Source organism: Streptomyces sp. ActVer, from assembly GCF_027270795.1.
Lineage (GTDB): Bacteria > Actinomycetota > Actinomycetes > Streptomycetales > Streptomycetaceae > Streptomyces > Streptomyces umbrinus_A.
In genome coordinates this window covers 1-16346 of sequence record NZ_JAPWHT010000019.1, presented here as the reverse complement: position 1 = coordinate 16346, position 16346 = coordinate 1, and the positions used below count along the sequence as shown (strand labels likewise).

Genomic DNA, 16346 nt, shown 5'->3' with positions numbered 1-16346 from the left:
GGGAGGTACTTGTGTCCATTGCCCAGAACCCGCTGTCCGTCGAGGTCGCACTGCCTCGCGAGAGCATCGCCCTGCTCACGGTCGAGGGCCATCTGGACATCGACACCGCGACAGGGCTGCAGCATCATCTGGCGAACCAGTTCCAGCACGGCCGTCGGCACTTCCTGCTCGATCTCTCGGGCGTGCCCTTCATGGACTCGTCCGGGATGAACATCATCATCAGGGCGTACCAGCAGACCCGGGAGTCCTCGGGGAGCGTGCACATCATCGGGCCGCCGCCTGCCGTGCGGCGGATCCTGGACCTCACCGGGGTCAGCATCACCGTGCCGGTGTCGGACACCGTCGACGAAGCACTCGCCCTCGTGGACAAGCCGCGGGACGAGCCCGGGGCCTGAACGGGAGCGCGAGCGGTACGGCGGTGCGGGAGGGGGTCCGGGATGGGGCGGTGGATGACAACGAACAAGCGCGCGGAGCGAGTTCCGCGTACAGACGCACGGATCCCGTGTACGGACGCACGCGTCCCGGTGTCGCGAGACGGTCGGTCGCGAGACGGTCAGGCCGTCCTGGCGTCGGCGGCGTCGTCCTCGTGGATCTCCTGCGCCGCGGCGGCACAGAACGCGACCAAACCCTCCAGCAGCGCGGTCCGTTGCTCGGCCGGCATGTGCTCCAGTACGGACTGGAGAGCCCGCTCGCGGCGGGAGCGCAGATCGACCAGGAAGGCACGTCCGCGGCGGCTGAGGTACAGCCGCAGTTCGCGTCGGCTCGTGGCACCGGGTCTGCGCTCGACGAACCCCACGGCCTGGAGGCGGTCGCAGAGCCGGCTGGTCGAGGGTGGCGTGGAACCCAGGGCGTCGGCGAGCGTGCGCAGGTTGATGCCCTCGTGGTGCTCCAGGATGAACAGCACACGCAGCTGGGACGCCGACACCGGAGCCGTCGAGGCACGCCCCCACAGGACTTCCAGCAGTTCCGCCGCCTCCGAGGTCACACGCGCCACGTCCTGGGGCCGCGGGCGCGCGTAGGAGGAAGTCACGGTGACACTCTCCCAGGCTTCCCGAACGCTGTCAGCCCGCCGCCTCGGACGACCGGCCCCCAATCACCGACTCACACAACAGACCGTCGGCGTCGTGTACCCGACGAAACGGACCCGACGCCGACGCGGAGAGAATGGCATATCCACCATCGTGAACAGATTCGTGGCAGCCGAGCGCGCACTGCGCTCCGCGGCACCGCACCAGTTGCTGGACGCGGTCCGCGAGGTGCTGTGCAACCGGTACGCGGCGCAGGATGCCGAACTATTCCTCGCCGACTACGGGCTGACCCTGCTGCAGCCCGTGTCCGCGGTGCAGCACGCCCTGGACCCACTGCCGGTGCACGACAGCCCGGCCGGCCGGGCCTTCGGGGCGCAGGAGCCGTACACGGAGGACCACTGCGGCGGGAGCGTGCGTCTTCATCTGCCGGTCACCGTGCGCGGCGACCGGCTCGGAGTGCTGACCGTCACCCTGCCCTCGGCCGAGACGGCCGCGAAGTGCCGCACCGAACTGGCCGAGGTGGCCGAAGTGCTGGGCCACGAAGTGGTCGTGGCCGACCGCGACACCGACCTGTATCTCCTGGCGCGGCGCAGGGACCGGCTCACCCTGGCGGCGGAGATGCAGTGGCAGCTGCTGCCCGCACGCTCCTGCGCCCGGCCCGAGTTCACGCTCGGCGCCCAACTGGAGCCCGCCTACGCCGTGTTCGGGGACAACTTCGACTGGTGCGTCACCGCCGACCGGCTGACGCTGTATGTCACCAACGGCATGGGCGAGGGCATCGACGCCTCGCTGCTGACGAGCCTCGGCATCAACGCGCTGCGCAACGCCCGGCGGGCGGGCATCCCCATCGCGGACCAGGCGGCTCTCGCCGACCAGGCGGTGTACGCCCACTACCGAGGCGCCGCGCATCTGTCCGTGCTGCTGATGGACCTCGAACTGTCCACCGGACGCCTGCGGGTCGTCGACGCCGGCTCACCCCAAATGCTGCGTCTGCGGGACCGGTCCGTCACGACCGTGGACATGGAGGCACAGCTCCCGCTGGGCATGTTCGAGGAAACCGACTATGCGGCACAGGAGTTCACCGTCGAGCCCGGCGACCGGCTCGTCCTCGTCAGCGACGGGGTCCACGCGGTCGTGGCCCCGGGCGGCGAGCGGTACGGCGACCGGGCGCTGGCCCGGGCCGTCACCTCCACGAGCCTGGTGCCGGCCCCCGAGGTACCCGGTGCGGTCCTGCGGGAGCTGACGGGGCATCGCGGCGGACCCGAGCCGGACGACGACGCGTTGGTGGTCTGTCTGGACTGGCACGGAAAGCAGTCGGCGCACTAGGCGGGCACCCGCACCGTAGGTGTCCCGCCGGACGGCGCCACGGCTACAGTTGTCATCCGGCAAGATTTGCATCGCTTTCTCGTTGCCTTCGGCAAGTTCGGAGCGATACGACGAACGTAAGGAGTGGAACAGGTGCCGGAGCACGAAACGGCAGGACAGCACAGATCGCCCGCGCGGGAGGTCGGGGACTTCCTGCGGCGCCGCCGCGAGCAGATCGCCCAGCGGTGGGCCGACACCCCCTTGTTCCGTACGGTCTTCACCGTGTCGAGGGACGAAGCGGTGGAAGCGGGCAAGGCCGTGGTCGAGGCACTGGCTGCGGTGGCCGCGGCCGGACGCGTCGAGGACGCCGAGGCGGACGGATTCACCGTGGTGCGCGAGCAGTTGACGCGCACGGCGGCCGCCCGGTCACGCGCCGGCGCCGGCTCGGCACAGGTGTCGAACGAGGTGGACGCCCTGCGGCCGCCCGTCGTGGACCTCCTGGTGGCCGACCTGCCGCAGGCGTCCGCCGGGCACGTACGGGAGTGCGCGACCGCGGTGACCGTACTGATGGGCACGCTGCGGCTGGTCGTCATGGAGTCGGCGCTGAACGAGGGCCGGGCCCTCATCGACCGGCAGCGGATGGAACTGCTGGAGACGGCCACTCCCGTGATCAAGCTCTGGGACGGCATCGTCGCCGTACCGCTGATCGGCACGCTCGACAGCGCCCGCAGCCAGGTGGTGATGGAGACGCTCCTGGAGTCCGTCGTCGACCAGCACGCGCGCTTCGCGATCCTGGACATCACCGGTGTGCCGACCGTCGACTCGCTCGTGGCGCAGCACCTGATGAAGACGGTCGCGGCCGCGCGGCTGATGGGAGCGGAGTGCATCGTCTCCGGTATCCGGCCGGCCATCGCGCAGACCATCGTCCACCTCGGTCTGGACCTGGGCACGGTGGTCACCCGTGCCAGCCTCGCCGACGCCCTGGCGTACGCGCTCGACCAGCAGGGCTCCGACATCGTGGACCCGGTGTCCCGTGGGGCGGTCGCGCGGTGACCCACGCGCACACGGGACCTCCGTGGGGGTCCGTCCCGGTGCTGCGGCTCGGCGACGTCCTCCTCGTGACCCTCCAGGGCGATCTGCACGACAGTACGGCGGAACAGCTCCAGCAGGACATCAGCGAGACCATCGCGAGCAGTTCGACCACCGGTGTGGTCATCGACCTCTCCGGGGTCGAGATGGTCGACTCGTTCCTGGGGCGGGTGCTGGCCGAGATCGCTGCCAAGGCGGGGCTCCTCGCCGCGCAGACCGTGGTGGCCGGCATGCGGCCCGCGGTCGCGATCACGTTGGTGGAACTGGGTCTGACGCTGCCGGGTCTGCGTACCGCGCTCACCACGGAGGACGCCCTGAGCCTCCTGGCCGGGGAGGCCTCGCCGTACCGTCCCCGCGGCACACGGCGGGAGAGTCCGTGATGCAGACAGCCGGCTGTGTCGACGCCCGCCTGCCGATCCACTCGGACATGGATCTGGTGTGGGTACGGCAGCATGTGCGGCAGACGGCCGCTCAGCTGGGCTTCGGCCTGGTGGAGCAGACCAAGCTGGTCACCGCGGCGAGCGAACTGGCCCGCAACACACTGGTGCACGGCGGGGGCGGTGAGGTGGAGGCCACCGTCCTGAAGAACGGTCACGCACCGGGGCTGCGTCTGGCGTTCATCGACGAGGGACCGGGCATCGCGGACCTGGAGCGGGCTCTGAGCGACGGCTACACCTCGGGGGACGGCCTCGGTATGGGTCTGGGCGGCGCCCGGCGGCTGGTCCACGAGTTCGCCGTCGACAGCAGCCCCGGAAACGGCACCACGGTCACCGTGACCTCGTGGACCGTCCGTCCGCCGCGGCACCGGGAGGAGACCTGATGCCCCGCGTCTGGGACGTCCCGGTCCACGACTCGACACGCGTACGCGACGCCAGGGTCGCGGCGGAGGGCGCGGCCGCCCTGTCCGGGCTCGACAGGAACCGCACCGCCGCGGCCGCACTCGTGGCCACCGAACTCGCCACCAACCTGCTCAAGCACGCCAGGGGAGGCCAGTTGCTCATAGAGACCGTGCCCCCTCCTGTACTGCCGGCCGGGCAGGAAGCGGCCTCCGTGGTGCAGATCGCCGCGATCGACCACGGCCCCGGTATGGCCGATGTCCCGGCCGCCCTGCGTGACGGTTTCTCCACGGCGTCCACCCTCGGCGCCGGGCTCGGTGCCTGCCGACGTATCGCCGACGACTTCGACCTGCACAGCGTGCCGGGGCGGGGCACGGTCGCGCTGGCGCGGATCGGTACCGCCAGGGCCGGTACCGCTCGCAGTCGCAATCGCGCGGCCGCTCCCGCTCCGGTTGCCGCCGCGGCTCGGGCTGGAGGGGTCAACATCCCTTTCGCCGGCGCGGAGTTCTCGGGTGACGCCTGGGCATGGGTCCGGGCGGGCCACCGTACGACCCTGATGCTGGCCGACGGGCTGGGCCACGGCCCCGACGCCGCCCGGGCCTCGTCGGCGGCGGTGGAGGCCCTGCGCCGCTCGGGCCATCTGCCGCCCGCCGAAGTGCTCCGGTACCTGGACGCGGAGCTCCGCCCCACCAGGGGCGCCGCGGTCGCCGTCGCCCAGCTCGACGCCGAGACCGGGCGGCTGAGTTTCTCCGGCATCGGGAACATCGGCGCCCGGCTGCGCACGGGCGAGGGCTGGCGGCCTCTGCTGTCCCGTCCCGGAATAGTCGGTGCCCACCGGCCCACGACCATCCCCGAACACCATGCGACGTGGGGACCGGACTGTCTGCTCGTCCTGCACAGCGACGGGCTGCCCAGCCGCTGGACCCCGCCCGCGGACGCCTGCCTCGCGTCCTTCGACCCGGCTGTGATCGCCTCCGTGACGGTGCGCGACGCGAGCAGCTCCGCCCGGCCGGTACGGGACGACACCGCCGTCGCCGTACTGAGCCCCGTTCCGCCGGACGGCACACCATGATGCGTACCTGGCACATCACCACGGTCACCGACGCCGCACGGGCCCGTATCGACACGGCTCGTCTGACGGCCGCGTACGGGGTGCCCGGTCTGGAGCGGACCCGGCTGACCACCGCGCTCAGCGCGCATCTGCGGCAGTGCCTCACGAAGGGCGGCACCTGGCGGCTCCGCCTGGAAGCGACGCCCGCGGTGCCGCCCGGGGACGGTCTCCTGCGAGCCGTCGTGACCTCGTTCGACGACGCCGGCGCAGACGGGCAGCCGCCGTGGCACATGACGGTCACGTGCCCGGAGAGCGCGGACCTGTCGGACGTCGGCCCCGTGACGGACGATCCCGCGATGCTGGCCGAGGCGCTGCTGGGCGCCGACGAGGACACGGTCCTGGTCCTGGAGAAACTCGGCGAGCAGGAAGGGCTGGTGGACTTCCACCGGGAAGAACTCCACCAGACCAACCAGGGCGTGCTGGCGCTGCACGCCGAACTGGACGCGGCGGGACGGGCCCAGCGCGAGCTCTTCGCCGCCGAGCGGGAGGCGCGTACGGAGGCGGAGAGCGCCCGCCGCAGGCTGACGTTCCTGGCCGACGCCAGCGCCGTACTCACGGCTTCGCTCAACCACGACGAGATCGTGCGGCGGCTGCCCAGTCTCCTGGTGCCGGAGTACGCCCGCAGTGTCGATGTGTGGCTGTTCGACGGCGAGGGCAACGAGCCGCGGCAGAGTCCGCGTCCGGCGGCCGCCGTGGTCGCGGCCCGCAGCGGGCGCCCCCAGTACGCCGCCGACCATCCGGGCGGCCTGCCCGGTGTCGACGACCAGCCACCCTCGGCGCTGCATCCCACGCAGCCCCTGCTGTGCGTTCCGCTGCCGACGCGGCGGGCCCCGCTGGGGGTACTGATCCTTACGCCGCCCGGGGACCGCTGGGACGCCGACGACGCGGTCATGCTGATCGAACTCACGCGCCGCGCCAGCATCGCCATCGACAACGCCCGGCGCTTCGAGCACAACCGCGACATCGCCGAGACACTGCAGCGGGCCCTGCTCACGGACCTGCCCACCACTCCGGAACTGCGCCTGGCGGCCCGCTATCTGCCGGCCACCCACGGTCTGAACATCGGCGGGGACTGGTACGACGCGTTCCGCCAGCCCGACGGCAGCCTGATCACCGTCATCGGCGACGTGACGGGGCACGGACTGCACGCCGCGGTCATGATGAGCCAGTTGCGCACCGCGCTGCGCGCGTACGCCGTCGACGGCGGCACCCCGGGTCAGCTCCTCACCCGGCTGCACATCCTCCTGCACCACCTTCAGCCCGATCTGTACGCGACGGCCGTCATCGCGCGCTTCCATCCCGACGATCCGACGCTCACCTGGGCCGCCGCGGGCCATCCGCCGCCGGTGCTGCGTACCCCCGACGGGCAGGTGCACACACTCGACGCCAAACCCGGTGCGATGCTCGGCATCCCGCTGCGGCAGGAGATCGGCGACCACACCGTGCGCCTCGCCCCCGGTTCGACGCTGGCCCTCTACACGGACGGCCTGGTCGAGCGTCGCGCACAGGGCATAGACCCCGGTATCGAGCGTCTCGCCTCGGTACTCGGGGGCTTCCGTTCCGAGGACCTCGACACGGACCTGGACGGCTCGGCCGACCGTCTCCTGCGTCCGTTGCTGAGCGACTCCGAGCGGGACGACGACGTGTGTCTGCTGCTGTGCCATCTCCCGAGCCGGGGGGCCGAGGCGGTGCGGCCCTCCCCCGCCGGGCTGCCCGTCTGACGGGCTTCAGCCGCCGGTCACCGCTGCTCCCCCGCCCTGCGTGTCGCCCCGCGACAGCGGACGTGTGCGGGCGCGGGCCTCCTCGAAGGCTCCCAGTCCCCGCTGCAGAGAGGCACGTTCGCCGGGCGTCATCCCCTCGAACACGGTCGCGAGACACAGGGATCGCCGCTCCGTGATGTCCGCCAGGAACCGCCGTCCGTCGGCGGTGACCATCAGCCGCACCTCACGGCGGTTGTGGGGCTGGACGGTCCGCTGGAGCAGCCCGGCGGACACGAGCCGGCCGCACAGTCGGCTGGCCGTGGGCAGCCCTATCTCCAAGTGCTCGGCCAGAGCGGTGAGATTGAGCTCGGGCCGGCGGCGGACCGTCTGCAGGGCGAACAGCTGGCGCGCGGACAGCTGCGGGACTACGTCCTCGGCCGCCGCGAACCAGAGCGTCACCAGACTCTCCACCGTGTCGACGACATGGCGGGCAAGCGTCTCCGGCTCGTGTACGGGGTTCTGGTCGCGGCCCGTGGGCCGGTCGGTCTCCACAAGCGCTCTCTCAGTGAACTCCGGACAGGGCAGCTGTCATGTAGGTCGGCCCTACCCGAAGAACCGGGCCGTACACGGCCCGACTCCCGCTCGTTGTACGCGTGTCCGTGCCGCTCGGGGCCGAACGCCGTCCGGCCTCCCGGCCCTCCGCGCGGTGCGCGGGGTCGGGAGGCCGGGTCGGTGGCCGGATGCCCGGTCAGCCGGTGGCGAGGGCGCCCTTCAGCACGGTCACTGCCTGGCTGATGGCGGCGCGCGCCGCGTGGGTGTCGGCGAGGGCGTTGAGCATCACGAAGTCGTGGATGATGCCCTGGTAGCGGACCGCCGTGACGGGGACGCCCGCCTCGCGCAGCTTGTTGGCGTAGGCCTCGCCCTCGTCGCGCAGGACGTCGGCCTCGCCCGTGATGACGAGGGCCGGCGGCAGGCCGGTGAGCTGCTCGGTGGTGGCGCGCAGCGGGGACGCGGTGATCTCGGCGCGCTGCTTCTCGTCGGTCGTGTACTGGTCCCAGAACCACTGCATGGCGTCGCGGCGCAGGAAGTAGCCCTCGGCGAACTGGTGGTAGGAGCCGGTGTCGAAGGCGGCGTCGGTGACCGGGTAGAAGAGGACCTGCTGGACGAGGGGCACGTCACCGCGCTCCTTGGCCATCAGGGTCAGGGCCGCACTCATGTTGCCGCCGACGGAGTCGCCCGCCACCGCGATGCGGGAGGCGTCCAGGTTGTGGCCGGCGCCGTCGGTTACGACCCAACGCGCGACGGTGTAGTTCTGCTCGATGGCGACCGGGTAACGGGCTTCGGGCGAGAGGTCGTACTCGGGGAAGACCACGGCCGCGTTCGCGCCGACGGCGAGTTCGCGGACCAGGCGGTCGTGGGTGTGGGCGTTGCCGAAGACCCAGCCGGCGCCGTGGATGTAGACGATCACCGGGAGGACGCCGGAGGCACCGGCCGGGCGGACGATGCGTGCCCGGACCTGTCCGGTGGGGCCGCCGGGGACGGTGACCCACTCCTCGTCGACGTCGGGCTTGGTGATGTCGCCCGACTGCACCTCGTCGACGGTCTTGCGGCCCTCCGCCGGGCCGAGGTCGAACAGGTAGGGCGGGTTCGCGGTCGCCTCGGCGAAGGCCGCGGCGGCGGGCTCGAGGACCGGGCGGGGGCCGGTGGTGTCGGTCATGGCGATCTCCTCGGATCAGGTGCCGTGGGCAGGCTCCGTCGGCTGTCTTCGCCGGAGCGGCGGCACACCACGAAAGTAGCGCGCTATTCAGTCGTGCGCAACTTATTAGGGTCCGATAGAGTCGGGGAGACTCGAACGGTAGAGTGGAGATCGCCGTTCGGCATACCGGAGCAGGCACAGGAACAGGGAGCGACACCGTGAGCACACCAGGAGCCGAACCGACCCAGGAGGGTTCCCTGCTCCTGGACGACCAGCTCTGCTTCGCCCTCTACGCGGCCTCACGCGCGGTCACCGCCCGCTACCGGCCCCTGCTGGACGAACTCGGACTGACCTATCCGCAGTACCTGGTCATGCTCGTGCTGTGGGAGCAGGACCAGATCTCCGTACGGGACCTGGGCAACGCCCTCCAGCTGGAGTCCAGCACCCTCTCCCCGCTCCTCAAGCGCCTGGAGGCGAACGGCCTGCTGCGGCGCGAGCGCAGGGCGGAGGACGAGCGCTCCGTCGCCCTGCACCTCACCGACGCGGGAGCCCGGCTCAGGGAACGGGCGGGCACCGTCCCCCTCGCCATAGGCGACGCCATGGGCCTGACCCCCGAACAGGACGCCACGGCAAAGCAGTTGCTCCGCCTACTGACTACGAACGTCACCCGGTAGGGACACGACCCCGCAGACCCGCCCCTCAAGGGGCGCGGGGAACTGCGCGCCCAGCCCCCACCGGGCCGCGGACGAACAACCACCCTGCCAGCGAAGCGCTACCGCACTACTGGCGCGTCCACTTCTGATTCGCACCCCCACCACACGTCCAAAGGACGATCTTCGTGCCGTTGGCGGTCGCAGCGTTGTACGCGTCCAGGCAGAGCCCGGCGTTGACATTGGTCACGGTCCCGTCGGCGTTCACGTTCCACTTCTGGTTGCTGCCGCCGTTGCAGTCCCAGATGACGACCTTCGTGCCGTTGGTGGTCCCCGCCTGGTAGGCGTCGAGGCACTTGTTGCCGTAGACCACGAGTTCCTTGCGCGCGGTGTACGTCCAGGACTGGTTGACGCCACCCGCGCAGTCCCACAGCTGGGCCTGGGTGCCGTTGGTGATGGTGTTGTTGTCGACGTCCAGGCAGCGACTGGACTGCTGTCCCGTGAACTGCGTGCCGTTGGTGCCGGGCAGCGGCCGCACCTCGATCGCGTCCAGATCGGGCGTCCAGGCGGAGGCGTTGGAGAACGTCAGGGTGTTGGCCGAGCCCTTGGTCAGGGACACCTCGACCGAGACGGTGCCGGGCGTGGTCCAGGAGCCGGTCGGCGGGAAGGAGACCTTGGTGGCCGTCTGCCCGTTGACCTGGAGGACCGCCGTCCTGGCCGCGCTGTCGCCGTTGGTGTAGGCGATGTCGACGACCTTGGTGCCCGTGTCGGCCGCCGAGACGCCGTTGAAGCGCAGGGTGTTGGCCGAGCCGTTGCCGACGCCGCCCACCTTGGTGCCACCGGAGCAGTTGGCGCAGGCGGCGTCGGCCGCCGAGCCGCCCTTGGTGTTGCCGGATGCCTCGGCCTCGTACGTGGCGCTCGCCGCCTCGGTGGCGCCGGTGACCGTGAGCATCACGGAGTCCTTGGCGGGGACGTTGACCGTGTAACTCGTCCCGAAACTGCCCACGTTCGCCCGCGTCCAGAGGTTGCGGACCGTCGCCGACGCGTTGGTCAGGCCCAGGTCGGACCACCGGGCGGTCATGTTCTGCGCGCTGGAGGTGCGGTTGAGCAGGACGACGGCTCGCTTGCCGGTGCCGGAGAGGACCTTGCCGTACACCTGCAGCCCGGAGGTGTCCTCGGCGACCTTCACGCCCTGGAGGCCGCGCGGGTCCTGGTCGACCGCGATGACCTCGGGGTTCTTCAGGATGTTCGCCGACTCGGTGCTCATGGTCGCCAGGTTGTTGCCCGCGAGGAGCGGTGCGCCGGAGACGGCCCAGAGGTTCATGTGGCTGCGGTTCTGGGCGGCGGTGAAGCCGTCCATGCCGACCATCAGCATGTCCGGGTCGTTGTAGTAGCCGGTGTGCTGGGCGGTGGGGTGCACGTTGGTGTCGAAGTTGGTCAACATGCTGTCCCACGAAGGCGAGTTGCCGTGGAAGATGATGTCGGTGTTGGTCCGCCACAGGGCGGCCGTGCCCGCGCCCCAGTTCCACGGGTTCTGCTTGCCCCAGTTGCAGATCGACAGGGTCAGTGGCCGTCCGGTGGTGGCCGTCGCCTTCGCGGCCGCGTCACTGATGGCCTGGTACGCGGTCCTGGCGTCGAGGCCCTCGACGTCGCCGCCGCACCAGTCGACCTTGACGTAGTCGAAGCCCCACTTCGAGAACTGGAGCATGTCCTGCTCGTAGTGGCCCTCGCTGCCGCTGCCCGGGGCGGCGGGGCGGCCGGTCGGGAAGTAGTAGCCGCAGCCGTCCCTGCCCGCGTCGGTGTAGATGCCGGCCTTGAGGCCCTTGCTGTGGATGTAGTCGGCGATGGCACTCATGCCGCCGGGCCACTCGGACTCGTCGATCGTGATGTTGCCCGCGCTGTCGCGGGTGCCCTGCCACCAGCCCTCGTCGAGGTTGATGTACTTGTAGCCGGCCGCCGGCAGGCCCGCCGCGACGAACGCGTCGACCTGCGTCTTGATGACGTTGTAGTCGATCTTGGCGGCGAAGGTGTTCCAGGGGGCCCAGCCCATCGGCGCCGTCGGCACCGGAATCTGATTCGACGTCACCGCGACCGGCTGCGCCCGGTCGAGATCGGCGGACCCCTGCCCCTGAAGACCGACCAGGGCGCCGGCGGCCAGGGCGAGAACGGCTGCGCGGACGACGACAGCTCGGCACAGACGTCTTGCACGGGGGGCGAACTGCCCAAAGGGCATGGGGGGTCCCTTCCGGGGGCGCGGCAACCCAGCACACGCGAGTGGTCGACATACCGAACGCTGAACGGTTTGTCGAACCGACGGGACGCCGAAGCTAGGCCTGCACCACACGGAAGTCAACGGATCGTCACCACTGGATTTCCATCAGTCGCACCCGGCCCGGGGAACTCGACACCCACAACAGACGCCTGTCGCGCCAAATCAACCGGAGCCGAACGCGCCGGAAGCGTTGACGCGCCCCCACCCCAAACCTATGTTTTGGTCGAACTTCCGCACACCGTACGGTATTTCGAACATCCCCGACGTCCGTACCACCCGTCGCACGGTCCCGACCCCCCGCGCAGAGACGAGGAACGCATGGCCCCCGCCCTCCCCAGACGGAGACTCCTCCAGGCCGCACTGTTCGCCACGGCGACCCCGGCGTTCTCGTACGCGGCGGGTGGCGGCTCGGCCGCGGCCGCCACGCTGCCCGCGCCCTCCGCCTGGACACTCCGGCCGTTCGAGCTCAAGGACGTGAAGGTCGGTCAGGGCGTCTTCGCCTCCAAACGTCAGCTGATGCTCGACCACGGCCGCGGCTACGACGTGAACCGGCTGCTCCAGGTGTTCCGCGCCAACGCCGGGCTCTCCACCGGCGGGGCGGTCGCCCCCGGCGGCTGGGAGGGCCTGGACGGTGAGGCCAACGGCAATCTCCGCGGCCACTACACCGGCCACTTCCTGACCATGCTGTCCCAGGCGTACGCGAGCACCGGCGACCAGGTCTACGCCGACAGGATCCGGACCATGATCGGCGCTCTGACCGACGTGCGCGCGGCCCTGCGCAAGGATCCGGCGGTGCTCAGCGCCACCGGGAAGTTCGGCACCGCCGCGGAGAACGTGCGGGGCTCCTACCAGTACGTCAGCCTGCCGGCCGCCGTGCTGAACGGCTCCGCGACGATCACCCTGTCGGCCTGGGTCAAGCCCACCCACGACGCCAACTGGACCCGGGTCTTCGACTTCGGCAACAACAACACCCGGTACATGTACCTGGCCGCCCGCAACGCGAGCGGCGTACCGCGCTTCGCCATCTCGACCAACGGGCCCGGCGGGGAACAGGGACTCAACGGCGCCGCCGCGCTGCCGCTGAACCAGTGGAGCCACCTGGCGGTCACCATCTCGGGCAGCACCGGCACCCTCTACGTCAACGGCACCTCCGTCGCCCAGAACACGTCGATGACGCTCAACCCGTCGGCCCTGGGCGCCCTGACGAACAACTGGCTCGGCCGCTCGAACTTCGACGACCCGGTGTTCGCGGGCGTCTACGACGAGTTCAACGTCTGGTCGCGGGCGCTGACGGCGGCCGAGATCACGTCGCTGCAGAGCAATCGCGCCGCCGCCTCCTCGGCGGGCCGCGGCACCCTGGCCTCGTACACCTTCGACGAGACCACGGGCGGTGCCTTCGCCGACGCCTCGGGCCGTGGGCTGACGGCGACGCTGCGCCGCACCTGGGGCGGGCCGAGCCACGCCGGCTTCCTCGCCGCGTATCCGGAGACGCAGTTCATCGACCTGGAGTCGCGGACCAGCCCGGACTACACCAAGGTGTGGGCGCCGTACTACACCGCGCACAAGATCCTCAAGGGCCTGCTGGACGCCTATCTCGCCACGGACGACGCGCGGGCGCTCGACCTCGCGTCCGGCATGTGCGACTGGATGTACTCCCGGCTGTCCAAGCTGCCCGAGGCCACCCTGCAGCGCATGTGGGGCATCTTCTCCAGCGGCGAGTTCGGCGGCATCGTCGAGACGATCGTCGACCTGTACACGATCACCGGCAAGGCCGACCACCTCGCGCTGGCCAAGCTGTTCGACCTCGACAAGCTCATCGACGCCTGCGCCGCGAACACCGACACGCTCGACGGACTGCACGCCAACCAGCACATCCCGATCTTCACCGGCCTGATCCGGCTGTACGACGCGACGGGAGAGGCCCGCTACCTCACCGCCGCGAAGAACTTCTGGGGCATGGTCGTGCCGCACCGCATGTACGGCATCGGCGGGACCAGCACGGCCGAGTTCTGGAAGGCGCGCGGGGTCATCGCGGGCACGATCAGCGACACCAACGCCGAGTCGTGCTGCGCGTACAACCTGCTCAAGCTCAGCAGGATGCTGTTCTTCCACGAGCAGGACCCGAAGTACATGGACTACTACGAGCGGGCCCTCTACAACCAGGTCCTCGGCTCCAAGCAGGACAAGGCCGACGCGGAGAAGCCACTCGTCACCTATTTCATAGGTCTGACGCCCGGTCATGTCCGGGACTACACCCCCAAGCAGGGCACCACATGCTGCGAGGGCACGGGCATGGAGAGCGCCACCAAGTACCAGGACTCGGTGTACTTCAAGAAGGCCGACGGGAGCGCGCTGTACGTCAACCTCTACAGCCCGACCACCCTGACCTGGTCCGAAAAGGGCGTCACCGTCACGCAGACCACGGACTATCCGAGGGAGCAGGGCTCCACCCTCACCTTCGGCGGCGGCAGTGCGGCCTTCGAGCTGCGGCTGCGCGTGCCGTCCTGGGCGACGAGCGGCTTCCGGGTGACCGTCAACGGCAGCTCGGTGAGCGGGACTCCGGTCGCCGGGGGCTACTTCGGCGTCTCAAGGACCTGGCAGAGCGGTGACGTCGTGAAGGTCACCATCCCGTTCCGGGCCCGGGTCGAGAAGGCCCTCGACGACTCGGGGCTGCAGACCCTGTTCTACGGTCCGGTCAACCTGGTCGCCCGCAACTCCGGTACGGGCTACCTGCAGTTCGGCCTCTACCGCAACGCCGCCCTCTCCGGCGATCTGCTGCCGAGCCTCTCCCCCGTCTCCGGCAAGCCGCTCCACCACACCCTGAACGGCACGGAGTTCGCCCCGTTCTTCGAGGGCACCGAGGACCCCACCCACGCCTACTTCCGACGCTCCGAGCCCAAGGTGGTCTTCGGCACCACCGACTCCGGCGTCACCAACCCGGCCAAGTCCGACGGCACGACGCTCTTGGACGAGATCTGGGCAGGCGCGCCCTTCGGCAACAAGGCCGCGCTCGTCTCGCGAGTGCAGAGCACGGTGAACTCCTGGGTGTCGGCAGGCCTTCTCGGCCAGGCCGACGGCCAGAAGGTGGTGACCACGGCGCAGAACGCCTCGTACGTGTCCTGATGCCCTGGCCGTTCGCGGCCCGACGTCCCGGGCTCCTCGGAAAGGGGCACGTATCGCGGTCGTGGGACGATCGGGCCATGCTGCTGGAGACCCCCAGGCTCGTACTGCGCCGATTCCGTGCCGAGGACGCGGCGCCGCTGGCCGCGTACCGGTCGGATCCGCTGGTGGCCCGCTACCAGAGCTGGACCGCGCCGGTGTCGCTCGACTCGGCCGCGCGGATGGTGCGGGGCCTGGCCACGGGGTCCCCCGAGGAACCGGGATGGTTCCAGTACGCGATCGAGCTCAAGGCCGACCGCTGTCTGGTGGGGGATGTCGGGGTCTGCCTGCACGAGAACCGCATGCAGGCAGAGCTCGGCTTCACACTGGCCGGCGACCGGCAGGGGCACGGCTACGCCACGGAGGCCGTACGGGCTCTCCTCGGCGATCTCTTCGAGCGCCGGGGACTGCACCGCGTCTCCGCCGAGTGCGACGCGCGCAACGACCGCTCGGCCCGGCTGTTGCGACGGGTCGGCTTCGTCCAGGAGGGCCTTCTCCGGCAGGCCAGTTGGCTCAAGGACGAGTGGACGGACGACCTGCTGTTCGGCCTGCTGGCCTCGGACTGGCAGTCCTCCGAGGGGCTCTAGTCCGGTCTGTCACGCGTCGGTTGCCGCGTACACCCGGCGGCCGTCGACGAACGTCTGGAGCACCCGCGTGGCGGCGATCTCCTCCGGCGGTCCGGCGAAGGGGTCGCGGTCCAGGACGACGAGGTCGGCGAGCCTGCCGACAGTGATGCTGCCGGTCGTGTCGTCGAGGTGGTTGGCGTGGGCGCTGCCCGCCGTGTACGCGGCGACGGCGGCGCCGAGGTCGATCTTCTGGTCCGGGAGGAAGGCAGCGGTGCCCTCGGGTGCGTCGGGGGCGACGCGGTTGACGGCGACATGGGGGGCCGCCAGGGGGTCGGGGCTGCTGACCGGCCAGTCGCTGCCGGCTGCGAGGGTGGCTCCGCCGCGCAGGAGGTCGCCGAACGGGTACTGCCACGCGGCTCGTTCGGGGCCGAGGAACGGGATGGTGAGTTCGTCCATCTGCGGTTCGTGGGCGGCCCACAACGCCTGGAGGTTGGCGGTCGCGCCCAGGGCGCGGAAGCGAGGCACGTCCTCGGGGTGGACGACCTGGAGGTGGGCGAGGTGGTGGCGGGTGTCGCGCCACCCGTTGGCCGCGCGGGCCGCCTCCACGGCGTCCAGCGCCTCACGCACCGCCCGGTCGCCGAGCGCGTGGAAGTGGACCTGGAAGCCGAGCGCGTCGAGTTCGGTGACGTACTTCTTCAGCTCGTCCGGCTCGACGAAGCTGAGGCCGGAGTTGTCGGAGGCGCAGCCGCAGCGGGTGAGATACGGGCCCAGCAGGGCGGCGGTGTGGTTCTCGGCGATGCCGTCCTGCATGACCTTCACACTGGTGGCCCGGAACCGTCCCCGGCTCGACTCCTCCCTGCGCGCGGCGAGTTCGGGGATCTGCTCGCCGCCCCGGCGCCGGTCCCACCAGAGCGCGCCGACGACCCGGGCGGTG

The 16346-nt window shown here is 70.7% G+C and carries 15 protein-coding genes; 10 read left to right on the top strand and 5 right to left on the bottom strand.

Annotation, left to right across the window (positions count from 1 at the left end; all coding sequences use genetic code 11):
• Positions 1 to 11: 11 nt before the first annotated feature.
• The gene (locus O3Q52_RS05420; protein WP_269647640.1) at positions 12 to 395 is read left to right on the top strand and encodes an STAS domain-containing protein; all 384 of its coding nucleotides are present in this window, start codon (positions 12 to 14) and stop codon (positions 393 to 395) included.
• 158 nt (positions 396 to 553) lie between these two features.
• On the opposite strand, the gene O3Q52_RS05415 is transcribed toward O3Q52_RS05420, so the two are convergent.
• A complete protein-coding gene (locus O3Q52_RS05415) occupies positions 554 to 1030 on the bottom strand; it encodes a MarR family winged helix-turn-helix transcriptional regulator (RefSeq protein WP_269647639.1) in 477 nt (158 codons plus the stop codon).
• A 151-nt stretch (positions 1031 to 1181) separates the two neighbouring features.
• On the opposite strand from O3Q52_RS05415, the gene O3Q52_RS05410 reads away from it, so the two are divergent.
• From O3Q52_RS05410 to O3Q52_RS05385, 6 genes are all read left to right on the top strand, one after another.
• Positions 1182 to 2354 carry a PP2C family protein-serine/threonine phosphatase gene (locus O3Q52_RS05410; protein ID WP_269647638.1) on the top strand — a complete coding sequence of 391 codons (1173 nt, stop codon included), beginning with the start codon at positions 1182 to 1184 and terminating at the stop codon, positions 2352 to 2354.
• A 132-nt stretch (positions 2355 to 2486) separates the two neighbouring features.
• Positions 2487 to 3386 carry an STAS domain-containing protein gene (locus tag O3Q52_RS05405; protein ID WP_269647637.1) on the top strand — a complete coding sequence of 300 codons (900 nt, stop codon included), beginning with the start codon at positions 2487 to 2489 and terminating at the stop codon, positions 3384 to 3386.
• Positions 3383 to 3802 carry an STAS domain-containing protein gene (locus O3Q52_RS05400; RefSeq protein ID WP_269647636.1) on the top strand — a complete coding sequence of 140 codons (420 nt, stop codon included), beginning with the start codon at positions 3383 to 3385 and terminating at the stop codon, positions 3800 to 3802. The genes O3Q52_RS05405 and O3Q52_RS05400 overlap by 4 nt, the downstream gene beginning before the upstream one ends.
• Positions 3802 to 4242: an anti-sigma regulatory factor gene (locus tag O3Q52_RS05395; RefSeq protein ID WP_269647661.1), complete on the top strand. Its 441-nt coding sequence runs from the start codon at positions 3802 to 3804 to the stop codon at positions 4240 to 4242. The genes O3Q52_RS05400 and O3Q52_RS05395 overlap by 1 nt, the downstream gene beginning before the upstream one ends.
• Positions 4242 to 5330, top strand: coding sequence for an ATP-binding SpoIIE family protein phosphatase (locus O3Q52_RS05390; protein WP_269647635.1), 1089 nt, complete (start codon positions 4242 to 4244; stop codon positions 5328 to 5330). The genes O3Q52_RS05395 and O3Q52_RS05390 overlap by 1 nt, the downstream gene beginning before the upstream one ends.
• Complete coding sequence (locus O3Q52_RS05385) at positions 5327 to 7090, top strand: PP2C family protein-serine/threonine phosphatase (protein WP_269647634.1); 1764 nt, start codon at positions 5327 to 5329, stop codon at positions 7088 to 7090. The genes O3Q52_RS05390 and O3Q52_RS05385 overlap by 4 nt, the downstream gene beginning before the upstream one ends.
• 6 nt (positions 7091 to 7096) lie before the next feature.
• Here the strand turns inward: O3Q52_RS05385 and O3Q52_RS05380 are convergent, their stop codons facing one another.
• Complete coding sequence (locus O3Q52_RS05380) at positions 7097 to 7621, bottom strand: MarR family winged helix-turn-helix transcriptional regulator (RefSeq protein WP_269647633.1); 525 nt, start codon at positions 7619 to 7621, stop codon at positions 7097 to 7099.
• Between the two features lie 196 nt (positions 7622 to 7817).
• Positions 7818 to 8786, bottom strand: a complete 969-nt coding sequence (locus O3Q52_RS05375; protein WP_269647632.1) for an alpha/beta hydrolase — start codon at positions 8784 to 8786, stop codon at positions 7818 to 7820.
• A gap of 197 nt (positions 8787 to 8983) precedes the next feature.
• Here O3Q52_RS05375 and O3Q52_RS05370 point away from each other — a divergent pair, with 197 nt between their 5' ends.
• Positions 8984 to 9439, top strand: a complete 456-nt coding sequence (locus tag O3Q52_RS05370; RefSeq protein ID WP_269647631.1) for a MarR family winged helix-turn-helix transcriptional regulator — start codon at positions 8984 to 8986, stop codon at positions 9437 to 9439.
• A 106-nt stretch (positions 9440 to 9545) separates the two neighbouring features.
• Here O3Q52_RS05370 and O3Q52_RS05365 read toward each other — a convergent pair whose 3' ends face one another.
• Entirely contained in the window at positions 9546 to 11648 is a 2103-nt protein-coding gene (locus O3Q52_RS05365) for an RICIN domain-containing protein (protein ID WP_269647630.1), read from the bottom strand.
• 357 nt (positions 11649 to 12005) lie between these two features.
• Here O3Q52_RS05365 and O3Q52_RS05360 point away from each other — a divergent pair, with 357 nt between their 5' ends.
• On the top strand, positions 12006 to 14810 hold the full coding sequence (locus O3Q52_RS05360; RefSeq protein ID WP_269647629.1) for a beta-L-arabinofuranosidase domain-containing protein: 2805 nt from the start codon (positions 12006 to 12008) through the stop codon (positions 14808 to 14810).
• Between the two features lie 77 nt (positions 14811 to 14887).
• Entirely contained in the window at positions 14888 to 15433 is a 546-nt protein-coding gene (locus O3Q52_RS05355) for a GNAT family N-acetyltransferase (RefSeq protein ID WP_269647628.1), read from the top strand.
• A gap of 9 nt (positions 15434 to 15442) precedes the next feature.
• Here the strand turns inward: O3Q52_RS05355 and O3Q52_RS05350 are convergent.
• A partial coding sequence (locus tag O3Q52_RS05350) for an amidohydrolase (protein WP_269647627.1) occupies positions 15443 to 16346 on the bottom strand: 904 nt, incomplete at its 5' end.